The 13548-nt window shown below is 38.2% G+C and carries 11 protein-coding genes; 3 read left to right on the forward strand and 8 right to left on the reverse strand.

Features of this window, described 5'->3' with window-relative positions:
* Positions 1 to 1214: 1214 nt before the first annotated feature.
* Entirely contained in the window at positions 1215 to 2081 is an 867-nt protein-coding gene (locus tag AC0KTX_RS13005) for a LysR family transcriptional regulator (protein ID WP_474252578.1), read from the reverse strand.
* 177 nt (positions 2082 to 2258) lie between these two features.
* Between AC0KTX_RS13005 and AC0KTX_RS13010 the strand changes: the two genes are divergently transcribed.
* The 3 genes from AC0KTX_RS13010 (at position 2259) to AC0KTX_RS13020 (ending at position 4060) form a co-directional block, all read left to right on the forward strand.
* On the forward strand, positions 2259 to 3404 hold the full coding sequence (locus AC0KTX_RS13010) for a YbfB/YjiJ family MFS transporter (protein WP_474252579.1): 1146 nt from the start codon (positions 2259 to 2261) through the stop codon (positions 3402 to 3404).
* A gap of 15 nt (positions 3405 to 3419) precedes the next feature.
* A complete protein-coding gene (locus AC0KTX_RS13015; protein WP_474252580.1) occupies positions 3420 to 3623 on the forward strand; it encodes a 2-hydroxymuconate tautomerase family protein in 204 nt (67 codons plus the stop codon).
* Positions 3624 to 3862: 239 nt separating this feature from the next.
* A complete protein-coding gene (locus AC0KTX_RS13020) occupies positions 3863 to 4060 on the forward strand; it encodes a hypothetical protein (protein ID WP_474252581.1) in 198 nt (65 codons plus the stop codon).
* An 89-nt stretch (positions 4061 to 4149) separates the two neighbouring features.
* On the opposite strand, the gene AC0KTX_RS13025 is transcribed toward AC0KTX_RS13020, so the two are convergent.
* From AC0KTX_RS13025 to AC0KTX_RS13055, 7 genes are all read right to left on the reverse strand, one after another.
* Positions 4150 to 4764 carry a hypothetical protein gene (locus tag AC0KTX_RS13025; RefSeq protein ID WP_474252582.1) on the reverse strand — a complete coding sequence of 205 codons (615 nt, stop codon included), beginning with the start codon at positions 4762 to 4764 and terminating at the stop codon, positions 4150 to 4152.
* Between the two features lie 404 nt (positions 4765 to 5168).
* Positions 5169 to 6044 carry a glycerophosphodiester phosphodiesterase family protein gene (locus AC0KTX_RS13030; RefSeq protein WP_474252583.1) on the reverse strand — a complete coding sequence of 292 codons (876 nt, stop codon included), beginning with the start codon at positions 6042 to 6044 and terminating at the stop codon, positions 5169 to 5171.
* A 209-nt stretch (positions 6045 to 6253) separates the two neighbouring features.
* Complete coding sequence (locus AC0KTX_RS13035; protein WP_474252584.1) at positions 6254 to 7954, reverse strand: AlwI family type II restriction endonuclease; 1701 nt, start codon at positions 7952 to 7954, stop codon at positions 6254 to 6256.
* Positions 7955 to 7975: 21 nt separating this feature from the next.
* The gene (locus AC0KTX_RS13040; RefSeq protein WP_474252585.1) at positions 7976 to 8788 is read right to left on the reverse strand and encodes a DNA-methyltransferase; all 813 of its coding nucleotides are present in this window, start codon (positions 8786 to 8788) and stop codon (positions 7976 to 7978) included.
* A 984-nt stretch (positions 8789 to 9772) separates the two neighbouring features.
* Entirely contained in the window at positions 9773 to 10252 is a 480-nt protein-coding gene (ybaK, locus tag AC0KTX_RS13045; RefSeq protein ID WP_474252586.1) for a Cys-tRNA(Pro) deacylase, read from the reverse strand.
* Between the two features lie 347 nt (positions 10253 to 10599).
* The gene (ggt, locus tag AC0KTX_RS13050; RefSeq protein WP_474252587.1) at positions 10600 to 12180 is read right to left on the reverse strand and encodes a gamma-glutamyltransferase; all 1581 of its coding nucleotides are present in this window, start codon (positions 12178 to 12180) and stop codon (positions 10600 to 10602) included.
* Entirely contained in the window at positions 12177 to 13412 is a 1236-nt protein-coding gene (locus tag AC0KTX_RS13055) for an MFS transporter (RefSeq protein WP_474252588.1), read from the reverse strand. Before AC0KTX_RS13055 ends, ggt begins: the two co-directional genes overlap by 4 nt.
* Between the last annotated feature and the right edge of the window lie 136 nt (positions 13413 to 13548).

Consider the following 13548-nt stretch of genomic DNA (forward strand, 5'->3'; position numbering starts at 1 on the left):
TAATCAAGAAAAAGAGAGCTATTTTAAGAAAAAGATAGACTAAGAGTAACTATGTCCAAAACTCGGGGGTTAATCCGGTGATACGGAAAACACTTTAGAACCTCCTGTTATGTTAAGTGACGCTAACATTATTGCCAGGAATTCGTGAGTGTTTTCCTTATTTTTTGGGTTAAATCACAAAATGTGGTGATGAATCAAAATAAATAGATCGGGCGCATACTAGAAAAAGTTTGGTATTATGTCAAGAAAATAGACACTTGAAATCGAGAAAAATTTAAAACCTACTACCGCACTTCGTTTGGTGGCCTCTTGAGAAGGAGAACGGTTTGATAAATCCTTCCCTTCTAAGAGGAAAGATGCTCCTTATATCGTGACTTTTGGATAGTTGCATTCGGTTTTTGTCATTGCTAATGCATCTTCTCTTACTCCATCGGCGACATGTACTCGTTTGCCGAATGAATTCGCTCGGCATTATAAATACCGCTATATTTAACAGGTTAATTGTGGTCAGATACCACCAGATTGACCTTTTTTGTTACTATCTGTTTATTGAAAATAAAAATGGTTCTTACGTCCTTTTGGTGAAAAGTCGAGATAATTGAGAATAAGAAACTAAAAATTTTTTCTCAATTAACTCCTTCCAATCATCAAGATTGCGTAAGAACCATAAAAATATAGAGTTCTGCAACAAAAAATGCAGAACTTGTGCATAAAAAAGGCTTGCCAGTTCCCAATATCTCCTCTACTGTTTAGGTTGTACACAGACTTAAACAGGTGGAAGGAAAGAAAGGATGCTAACAATGCCTGCGGTTAATTAAGAGAAAACGAAGACAGATCCATTAATGAAATTGCAAGAAAAATATGATCTTTTTTCATACGTATAAAGGTAGCGTCTTTGACTGTTTTCGAATAGCTGTGACGATTGCCAGAGATTTCGTTTTGTTGCTAGTATTTAGCAGCCGTGGGATAAAGTCTTCACGAAAAGGAATACTTATTGGCAGCGTCTTCAATCTCTGTTCCATACAAAAAGTAATTTTCTTCAATTAATTTGAAAATCATAGTTTGAATAACTCATCCGTTAAGGCTTTCTCCCGTTCCCTCGGAACTCATTGATCGTGTTGCATCGCTTTAAAGCCAAATAATTTTTCTCGCTTTTGTTTGTCTATTTTCTTGACATAATACTAATAATTCATTGCTTGTTTCATAAATCTTGTTTATTTTGTATTGTTTTCACCGGCAGCCGTAACAGTTTCGAGAAATTTTTCCATTGCCATCGTAGTTGCTGCATTTTTGCGTTGAATAAAGAAAGTCGTTGCTTTCGCAAATTTTTCCGCTATTTGAAAACAAGAAAATGTATAGTGATGTTGATAACGATCAATGACCGTTTTCGGTAAAAGGGTAATGCCTAATCCCGCATTGACACATCCTAAAATAGTCTCCAATGAACCAAACTCCATGATTTTGTTTGGACTTACCCTTTCAGCCTTCAGCCACTCTTCCAGTCTCTTGCGATAGGAACAGCCTTGTCGAAATACTAATAAATTACTTTTGTTTAAATCTTGCACCCCTTTCTTCTGTGAAACAAGTACTAACTCTTCTTCAAAAATTGCCAGTTGCGAGAGATCTTGATGATTTACGGGTCCTGCTACAAATGCTCCGTCTATTTCATAGGCAAGAACTGACTTGATCAATTCGTCTGTCGGTCCCGTCTTGATGGATAATTCGACTTCCGGGTAGCGAAGGCTAAAAGAATATAAAGGTGCTGGCAGCCTTACAGCAGCTGTTGTTTCCATCGAACCGATAGATAAAGGACCTTTAGGAATATTCGAGTAGATAATTTCCTTTTCTGCTTCCGTCCAAAAATGAATGATTTGATTGGCATACGTTAACAAAATTTTGCCAGCCGATGTTAATGAAACACCATAACGATGCCGATGGAATAATGGCGTTTGAAAATGTGCCTCCAATCTTTGGATTTTGGCTGTAATACTGGATTGAACGAAGTTTAATTCTTCCGCTGCTTTTGATATATTTTCGTGTTTTGCAACAATTCGGAACACGTTTAAATCCTCGATATCCATTTTTTCCCCTTTCTGTCAGGTATCGATATTTTTAATATTTATTATCCGTTTTTATCATTTTACCAAATATTATGGATATGTGTATGATGATGGTAAGAAAATTCAAATAAAAAAGGGGGAATTATCATCAACAAGTCATCACCTATATTCATTGTGATTGGAGGGATTGCCGCTTTAGTGATTGTCATGGGAATTGGGCGCTTCGCATACACGCCTATTTTGCCGTACCTTCAAGATGCAGTGCGCCTTCCCGATGATATCGCAGGATACCTTGCCTCAATCAATTACTTAGGATATTTGCTAGGAGCTTTATTAGCAGGAATATCAAAGTGGAAAAAAAGGAAAATATTTTATTTAAGGTTTTATGTTATCCTTAATATTTTGACAACTATGACGATGGGGTTGACTGATTACTACTTGCTTTGGTTTTTCTTTCGCTTTATTTCAGGTTTTACAAGCGGGCTCGTCTTTGTGCTTGCTTCAAGTATGATTTTGGATGCTCTTGCCTTAAGCAAGAAATTACATTGGTCAGGCATGTTTTACAGCGGAGTTGGATTAGGAATTTTTATAACTGGCCTCATGGTCCCTGTTTTCAACCACTTTTTCAGTTGGGGCGGAGCTTGGATCGGGTTAGGCATATTTTCCGTTTTCATAAGTGTATTCACGTTCCTGTGGTTAAAAGAGAATTCGGCAAAAATTACACACCCTCCTTTAATCGTGTCTCGCACTCAACCTGTCCATAAACAAAAGGTTTTGCCATGGCTTATTGCCTCCTATGGATGTGAGGGAATGGGCTATAGCGTAAGCGGCACTTTTTTAGTTGCTCTTGTGCAGGACATCCCTTCATTAAAACATTTTCCTGCTTTGAGCTGGGTGTTCGTTGGTGCTGCTGCCATTCCTTCTTGTATCTTATGGGCTTTAGTTGCCAAAAAATACGGCAATCTCCTAACATTACAAATCGCTTTTTTCGTTCAAATGGTAGGTGTAATATTGCCAGCGGTATTTATGAATTCTTACGGAGCTTTAATTGGGGCTTTATTATTTGGGGCAACATTTATGGGAATTACGACTTTAGCTGTTTCAGAGGGACGTATGACTACACCTAATAAGAGCAGTAAAGTGATTGGCCATTTAACGTTCGTGTATGGAATCGGCCAAATGATAGGCCCTTCCATCGCAGGAATTTTAATTGCCAACTCTGGAAACTATCATACCTCTCTGATGTTTGCAGCGTGTGTGTTGGTTTTTGGAATGTTGCTGTTAGGGATTGGCCAAATAAAATGGATCAATCATAAAAATAGCAGTTATTTTTTAAAAAATTAGAAAGGATGAGGACAAATGCCTTACGTAAACATTAAAATCACGAAAGAAGGAGCTACTTCGGAACAAAAGCAACAACTGATTGAAGGAGCGACAAAATTGCTTCAGGACATTTTAGGGAAAAACCCGCAGACGACTTTTGTCATCATCGAGGAAGTGGAAACCGACAATTGGGGAATTGCTGGTGAGTCAGTAACAGTAAGAAGAAAGCGTGGGCAGTAATCATATTGTTGGACAAGAATTCATAATTTCCGAAATCAAAAGGGGAATTGCTTTTTCCCCTCTATTCGTATTGTTTTCACCAGAAGAAATAATAGAGGACAAAACCTCGCATGGAAACATGAGAAATATCAGGATAAAGCAAACTGTCATTCAAGACGAAATAGACACATATTGTCATCAAATCGGCAAGGTGATAATTAAAAGGATAATAGAAAAAGTATTTGGTCTCGGAGGTTGCGATGAAAATTGCCTTTGTTCTCTTCGATCAAATGACAACTCTTGATTTTGTAGGTTTTTATGACGCCGTCACACGATTGAAAACAATGGGTTTTATTGATCATTTAAGTTGGACTTTATGTGGAACGAAAAATGAAATTTATGACGACAGGGGAATTGCCATCAAGATTCAAGGAGTAGCTCCTGATTTATCGCAGTGATTTGCTATATGTTCCTGTGTTATACAAATATAAAATGTTTAAGCGTTAAGATATGAGGTTAGAAACGCAACAAACTTAAAGTCAATTGATTACACCCCTAACCTTTTCATAATATTATTGATTTCAAGGTCGTGTTTGCCGGCTTTTTCGCTTAAGTATTGAACATCAATGCGAATGTTTTTCATTTCGGCTGAAACCACTTCAAAAACTTTTTCATGGCGATCCAGTCTTTGGTCAAGATGCTTAAATTGGCTTCGCATTTCGGTTCCAAGCTGATCAACTTTCAACTCGATCCGCTCTTGTCCTTTTTCTAATTCGGTCAACCGTTGTTCCATTTGCTGCTGTGTATTTTCAACACTCATTAAACGTTTTTCAACACTATGCAAACGCTTTTCCATCTGCTTCTGGCCTTTTTCCAATCCATCCAGCCGCTTTTCCATCTGCTGCTGGCTTTTTTCCAATCCATCCAGCCGCTTTTCCATCTGCTGCTGGCCTTTTTCCAATCCGTCCAGCCGCTTTTCCATCTGCTGCTGGCCTTTTTCCAGCCTGTCCAACCGCTTTTCCATCTGCTGTTGGCCTTTTTCCAGCCTGTCCAAGCGCTTCTCGACTAGTTTTTGCCCATTGTTTAATTCCGTCAATTGTGTTTGGAGACTGTCAAAACGGCTGTTAAATTGATCGAAAAACTGCTTTAAAATTTTTTCCATCCCTCTTACCTCCAAGCGTTTCTTATATTATATCATTTTTTGTCATTTGTCCGGCAAGTATAAAACAAATCTCCACATAAAAATTATAGAACATATGTTCCTTTTTGTAAATATAAAAAAACCCGATCATGCTCTAATCTTTTAGTAAAAAGAGACAATCGGGAATTTGATAGGCAAGCAAAACTAGCTAATGACAGACAGTAAAAATCCTCTATCACACAAAATCCTTGTTGAAAAACGGAATATTGAAAGTGTCCACCAAACAATTTGTGGCTCTCCTTGTTCATTACTTCTCATTTACAAAATACGCCGCTTTTGTCACGCAGGACTTTGCAAAAAAAAGGCAATTCCGATTGACTTGATTTTCGTTAGCTTTGAAACAGCGGACGAAAAAAAGCTTGCAATCAAAGTTTGTTTTTCATCAAACTTACTTCAATGGAATAATCAGGATAGTTTGTAAAAATACCGTCGACACCAAGTTTTATTACCCTAACTTGTTCGCTCTTCTCTTTTGCTGTTTCCAAAAAGAATACATGCATTTTCAATCCATGCAAATGTAGTTTTTTTAACAAGTCTTGATCAACAAGATTGGCGTCCATTCCGATATAGGTTGCATATTGTTTCCATTTTTTGATATCCTCGTTTGTAACCTTTTGGTTCTTAATTAATTGTGTGAGCGGTATGTTTTTGTCCAGTTTATGCACTTTTTTCAAACTAGCTTCAGAAAAAGATTGAACGATTACTTTTTTCTTGCGGACTAAATCGTACTGATGCAAAAGATCGACCAATTGCTTTTCCATTTTTAATTGTTTGCCGACAGGTCTTGTTTCTATATAATATTTTTCTTTGTCTTTATATTTTGAAAGGATTTCTTCTAACGTTAACACTTTTTCTGACGAATATTTTTGATTGAACCATTTCCCGGCATCAAATGTTTTGATTTCAGCTAGTGTTAGATCTTTCACTTCACCATGTCCGTTCGTCGTGCGGTCGACAGTCGAATCATGCATGGAAACAAGCTTGCCGTCTTTCGTCATCCGTAAATCAATTTCCAAATAGTCCGCTCCCATTTCAATTGCTTTATTGTAGGCAGAATATGTATGTTCAGGCGCATATCCGCTTGCCCCGCGGTGGGCAATAATGATCGGCGACTCTTCAGTTGCAAAACTCGTTGTTGCGACGTTACGATTATTTTGGTTGCCTTTTCCAAGTCCGAATACAAATTTGACCGCTGCAAACAGCAGAAATCCGATTAGAACCAATAATACGATTTTTTTCAAAACGTACCACTCGCTTTTTTTGAAATGACTAAATGACTATCTATTTACGCCATACAATGACCGATTTGTCATAGATTCATATTTTGTTTATGCCAAATGGTACTCCCAATTTTTCATCAGCTGAACAAAAAGAAGCTGTAAAATTTATATCCTGCTATACAAATTCCTGCAATGATAGAAACGCCAGAAATCCCTTATGAATCCAATTATCAGTTGGCGCAATCAAGAGATGTCCATTTTTTTGCAAGTTGCTTGATTTCTTCATACCATTTATTCTCATCATCAAGTTCTGCTGCTCTTTTTGATAAATGTTGTACAAAAGCTTTTATTGTCGCCGATGTAGGTTTTGTTTGAACGCGGTAGGCGCAATTCAACATTTCTATTACATCCGACAATTGCATCGGTATGATTTTGGAAGTTCCGCCGTAATAGGTAATGGGAACTTTGTGAAGATAAAAAAAGTGCGCCAATGTTGCGGGATTGAGAGTGTTTGCAATGAAAAGGCAATACGAATCTTTGTTGGTTCGTTTTTTATGGTTTCCTAGATGTCTTGGAACAGGCTCACCTTCCATCTCATACTGCTTTTGGCCGGTAGATAAAGTGACTTCCACTAAAAGATCAAAATCTTCATATTCACATATAATATCGGGCATATTTCCCGGAGCAGTCGATAACGGCATACCCGTTTCATCAAATCGGAAATTGCCGTGTATTTTACCGTCATTCAACATCGTAAATGCACGCCAAACATTCCACTCAAACATTAAAGACGGATCTACAACGTCTCTGGCAGCAATATCTCTAAATGTTTGCACAATATCAGGATATTCTTTATAAGTCTTTAATGTTGCAACTTGCTGCAAAACCGTATTCTGCATTTTTTCTTCTATAAGCTTGTCTCGTATGTCTTTTAAGCTTTCAATATCAAGATTTGCTATATTTTCTTCATTGTTTTCATGCTCTTTTATGCTCTTTATCAGTTCCGCCTTATTGTCGGTTAACAACTCAGGTGAAGCGGAATCAAATAAATATTTTTTAAACTCTTGTTCGTTTTCAAACCAAATCGGTTCCCGTTTTACGTTTTCAAGCAAAAATTCAATCTCGTTTCGTTTTTCATTCGGGATCACCAACTTAAAGGTTTTAGGTTCAAGAGTTACTAAACCGGTTGCCCGCAAATAACGGAATGAAGCGTCCGTATAATCTTTATGATTTCTTCTCTTGGTTGAAAGGAATTTTTTTAGTGACTTTTCTGTTGATTCCCTTGTTTTAAATTTTTTTTGTTTGACTTCTTCCGCATAAATTTCTAACAGTTCTTTTTCGAAAATTTCGTTCACAAACCGTTTATAACTTGTTTTTGACCGATCCAGCTTTTTCTTTTCATCCCTGAATTGAATAATTTTTTGCTTGATCGCTCCATACTTATCTATATGGGTTAGCTGCAATACAAAAATGCTGATCTCATCTTTCGACAATCCGTCCAGTTCATAAATCAGCCTCAGCAATTCCAAATACGGTTTCACAAAAAATCTGCTCGTATCTTTATCGATATGATAAGGGGAGGGCAGTTGAAACTTGAGAAGCTGTCTCGTAAAAATTTCATGCGGTCTTTTGCTTGTTAAAAACGCTTTCCCCGCTTCCGTCAATTGAACGGTTGGAGATAAATCAACAAAACCAAATGCTTTTGGCGCTCTATTAATCCGATCCCTGGCTGAAAATGCACTATCTAACGAAGTTCCTCCTTCAAAAAAAGGAGCCTGCGATAATTTTTTGGCAAAAGCCAGCTGCGTCTCTTCATTCCAAGGTTTTCCTGAAAAATGTTGCACAAGCAAATCGATTTCAGGTCTCATTTTAAACGGAGTTCTTGGTGAAGTAACGAAGAATAATGAATGAGTTTTATACAAATATGCCATTTTTATTTTAACACCTGTCCCTTATTGCCAAAATATTTTTTCTCCCTCTATATAGCTTGGTTTTGGTTGAAAGATGTCTTCATTTTTTTCGATAAAATGCTGGATTCTCTCGTTTGCTGCTTGAATCGATCTCTCGGCGATATCACAGCCGATAAAATGGCAATTGTTTATCATTGCTGCAATGGCTGACGAACCGCTCCCTAAAAACGGGTCGCAAACCGTAAACCCTTGTTCGGCGCTTGCATAAATCATCGCTTGGAACAACTCAACCGGTTTTTGGGTCGGATATTTGGCATTGTGTATTCTTTTGAACCGCCATACGTCCGGAAAGGACCTGTTTCGGATGTTGCGGTTATTTCCGTTCGTCGCAAAAATGATATATTCATGCCTTCTTCTAAAGTAATGGCCCATGCCCATATTGACTTTATCCCAAGTGATAAGGTTTTTTACATCAAAGTGATCCCTCACCAAATGCCCTAGGCTTAATAAAGAAAACGAATCAAACATGATGTATATATGTCCTGTATCTTTTTTCAACACCCGTTTGCATTCTTGCAAAAAGACATGATAATTATCTTCACTGTCTTCAAACTCCGCAAACCATTTTCCATTTTCTGTTCCTTTTTGCTTATATTCGCCGACGATCCTGCCCTTTCCCAACTGCAGCTTGTTATTCATTCCTGAATAAGCAGGGTCTGTTACAATTAAGTCGATGCTTTCATCATCTAAAGAACGTAAAAAGGAAATGCAGTCATTTTGTTCAATTTTTACTTTGAGATTATCCCCATATTGAAACGTTCTCACTGTGTCAGTTGATGCAATTTCTGAACTCATGTCAAAACACCCTTTTAACAAAATGAAACTAGATAACTATTCTATCATACTATATAAGAACGTACATTCTCAACTGATTCTAAGTGCAAGTTTCTGTTGGCGAATATTCCAAAACGATTTCTTATAAGAATAAGAGAATTTTCCAACATCTTATTCTTGCTGATTCTTTTTCGATCATTTTCATACTCGTATTCCGAAAAGGGTTTACGGCTTATTGACAATTTTCGTTTGCTGATTTTCAAAGCCAATTTTTGAAAAAAAGAGCAGGAGATGAAATATGGATATGAAATGCAGTGTTTTGTTGATTGAATGTCAAAAAAAGAGCCTTGCTGCTGGGATTTTTATGAACTTGAAATAAGCCCTTTATAGTGGTTTTTTGATCAGGAGCTTAACAATGGGGAAATTCTACAAAGTCACGTTTTAATTCCTCATAGGTAAGATAAAAACGGATACCACAGACGACAATATCGAATTGGGAAAGATAGTTTTAATTCCTCATAGGTAAGATAAAAACGTTATTATTGGTGGTCAGCGAAAAGAACAAGCGCAGGTTTTAATTCCTCATAGGTAAGATAAAAACCCCAAAAATGTCCCATAAATTCAAGGTTTTTTATTTTTGAGTGTTTTCGTTAATTTGATTATAGGTGAAGGAGGATATTTTATCAATACTGTCTATTGTGTTATTTTGCAAAGGTTTGCTTTGATTTTCTATAAAATGGAAAAGTCGTCGATCCCCCAGGGGTTGTACACTACTGGAGGTCGACGACATTTATCTTTATTTTATGTCCACATGTCTTCAACTCAATTGTTTCCATCAAAAGACCGTTTTTCATTGCTTCATTCTTTTCATTTCATCAAACAATTTCTACCATATCGGGCTTATTGCAAAATGCCCTTCATCGAGCAAAATCCCCGATCTTCAAGGATTCTTTCAAACCTCGTATTGTTTCTGCCGACATACTTCATCCAAACATCATTCGCCGGTTATCGAATCAAGCTGCAAAACTGTGCTTTTGTTAACATTTGTAAATCCTTTACCGATAACTCTACTTGCATGCCGATTTTTCCAGCGCTGACAACCACCGCCTCAAGTTGTTCGGCGCTTTGATCAATAAATGTTTTATAATGTTTTTTCATGCCGATGGGAGAACACCCTCCCCTGATGTAACCTGTCCATTTATTCAAGTCTTTGACCGGAATCATGTGGATGTTTTTTTCTCCGGCCGCTTTTGCCGCCAGCTTCAGATCCAATTCACAGGCAACCGGGATGACAAAAACGTAAATCTCTGTGGACGCCCCTTGAGCGACTAATGTTTTATAGACGAACTTGACATCTTTCCCAATCTTATTTGCCACCGATATCCCGTCGATTTTTCCATCTTCTTTTTCGTAAGTATATATGTTATAAGATATGCCGTGCCGGTCTAAAATCCGCATGGCATTTGTTTTTTTCACCTTTGCCATTATTTCTCTCCCGTCTATCCATTTTTTTGTTTTTATTTTAGCAAAAAAGAAACCGGCACACCTACTTTCCTGCCCGCTTTGTTTTTGTCAATCTATTTTTCTGTTTCAGCTGTGAACAAAAAAATGAAGAAGGTTTGAGGCTTCTTCAAAATGCATTCATATGATAAAAACCTGCAGATCCATCATTGTTTCTGCAGGTTTTCCCTTGCCGAAGCTTTTCTCTTGACATCCATCTTCAGCGGATAATAGCTGCAATCCCCAGCCCAATATGGACGTTTTTCATTCCGCTTTGCAGAAAAACGTAAGTTCGACTGTCAAATTACAGACCGCATTTTCATGCAGACCCATTACCATCCGATTGCCGCACCGTCTCCTCTCGGATCAACCCCGCCATGTAAAAAGCCTTGTTCATCCATTAATATGGCATTGGCGTGTCCCATAATTTTATCAATATCATCTACAACTTTTACAAGATGGCCAGCTTTGATCATCGATTCGATCACTTCTTGCGGGATTCGGCCTTCCATCTTCAATTCTTCCGTCTCTTCTCCCCATGTTCTTCCCCACACGAACCTTGGCTCATGTATTGCCTTTGCAGGGCTCATTTGATAATCAATCATTCTTGTAATGATCGCAGTTTGTGTTTGCGGCTGCCCTTCTCCTCCTTGTGTTCCGTATAAAATATACGGTTTTTCATCTTTAAAAGCCATTGCAGGCATCAGCGTATGAAACGTTCTTTTTCTCGGCGCCAAACAATTGACATGCGACGGATCAAGGGAAAAGAACGATCCTCTGTTTTGCATCAAAATCCCTGTGTCACCGGCCACTACACATGAACCAAATTCAAAATAAAGACTTTGTATAAAGGAAACCGCATTTCCCTCTTCATCCACGACAGCTGCATGAGCAGTGTCGTTTCCAACAGGCTGCGTCTTTACTTCGCTTGCTTTTGTCAGACTGATCGAATCGGCCAGCTCTTTCGCATATGTTTTGCTTAACAGTTTATGAAGCGGAATTGCGTAGAAGTCGGGATCTGTCAATACTTGGTTGCGATCTTGAAAACTTTTTTTCAACGATTCTGTCAATAGATGATAATATTCAAAAGAACCGTGCGGAATGGTTTTAAAATCAAAGTTTTCTAAAATATTTAACGCCATTATCCCGACAAAGCCTTGTGAATTGGGCGGAACTTGATATATTGTATAACCGCGGTATGTTCCGTTCAGCGGTTCGACCCAATTTCCGCGATGATCCGCAAAATCATCTTCAATTAAAAGCCCCCCTTTTTCTTGAAGGCTCGATACAATGCGTTTTGTTAACCCGCCTTTGTAAAAATAATCTCTTCCCTTTTCTGCCAATTCTTTCAAAGTATTTGCCAATTGTTTCTGGATAAATTTTTCATTCAGGTTCGGAACCCAATGATTTGGCAGAAAAATTGATGATGTTTCCGGAAACTCTCGCAGAATATGAACATTTTTTCTTGTGTTGACATATTGGTCTTTGGAAAAAGGGAACCCGTTCTCCGCATATTCGATAGCTGGCTCTAAAACTTCCGCCAATGAAAGCCTTCCGTATTCCTTCAAGATGGCATCCCAGCTATCAACCATCCCCGGAACGGTTATGACACTTTGAATGCCGCGAAAAGGAATGGCGGACAAACCTTCGTATTTTTCAATCGTGGCGTTATAGCCGGAACGGCCGCTGCCGTTATACGCACGAACTTTTTGATCCTTCCTGCTGTAAAACAGCCAAAAAGAATCTCCCCCGATCCCTGTCATGTGCGGATAAACGACCGCTAAGCAGGCGCTGACCGCTACCGCTGCATCGAAAGCATTTCCCCCTTTTTGCAGTATGCGGCTGCCAGCTGCTGATGCCAAATAATGCGGACTGACAACCATATTTTTGGTTCCGATCATTGATTGGCTCATATTGCTTGTTCCTCCCTCGGTTTGTTGTTTTGAACGAAATCGGACATGCGATTTGAACTTTCAGTAAACAGAAATAAGACTGCGCCGATGATTAGCAAAACACCTGACAAATAAAAACCGATTTCAAGCTTCCCGGTGATATCGGCAAAATAGCCCGTAATATAAGGTGCAAAAATGGAAGAAAGCATTCCGCTGAAATTGAAAAAACCATACACTTTTGAGTACATGGAAGACGGCGTAATTTCAGCCATATAAGATATTAATACGGGATCGAGCGCCAGTTTTCCTAGCAGCCCGTAAAAAACTAATCCTGCTATCAGCAACGAATAATTTTCCGCATAAGGGATGACAAATTGGCAAACAGCTCCAGCAACAGCTAAAAAAATGATCAACGGCTTTTTATTTTTTACTTTATCTGAAACATAGCCGAAGAAAATAGCCCCCGGAATCGAAGCCCACGGCACCAAAGAAGAAATGATCCCTGTTTGCGAACCGGCTACCCCTTTTACCGTCTGCAAATAATAAGGCAGCCAAGTCAGCATTCCGAAAAATCCATATAAAGAGCAGAAGATGAGAATGTAGACGAACAGATGATTTTTTGTAAACAGCCGTTTTAAGCTTTGTCCATCTTGAACATTGGAAACTTCTTGTTTTTTTTCATGGCCGGATTGATCGCGAACACACAATCCTATCAAGATGGCAACAAGAATCGTTGGAATCGCAAATAGATAAAATGAAAATTGCCATCCTTTGTTTAAGGTGTACGTGAAGTAGCTTGCGGCAATAAAACCAAGGGAAATGCCAAAAGCCATTCCGCTGTTGATCACTGCCGAAACGAGGCCTCTGTATTTTTTAGGGGTAATGTTGGAAGAAATTCCGTATTGCGAACCGTAATAGGTTCCTTCTCCAATACCTGTTAAAGCACGCATCAACAAAAACAAAGCAAAAGAAGATGCCAATCCGCTCAAAAAAGTGGTAATGCCAAATAATGTGTAGCCAATTACTAAAACTTTCACCCTTCCAAAACGATCAGCCAAAAATCCTGTTGGAATTTGCATGATCGAATAGGCAATAAAAAATACAGTGGACATCAAACCTAATTGACTATTGTTCAAATTCCATTGCTCACCTATTTCTCCCATCACTGGCGACAAAATATTCCGGTCTGCATACATAAATACCCATCCTAGAAAAAATAAGAAAATAACGATAGCTGGATGTGTGCGTTTCATTTTCTTCACCTCTGGCAAGCTTTTTTAAAAAATTCGATTCCATTATAGAAAGCTGCCGAGGAAAGATCCTTGAATTTGTTAAATTTTTTTACAAAGTTTTTTCGTTTCGTAAATAAAAAATATTTTTTTATTTTTT

This window comes from Aeribacillus sp. JST-2 (assembly GCF_056032925.1).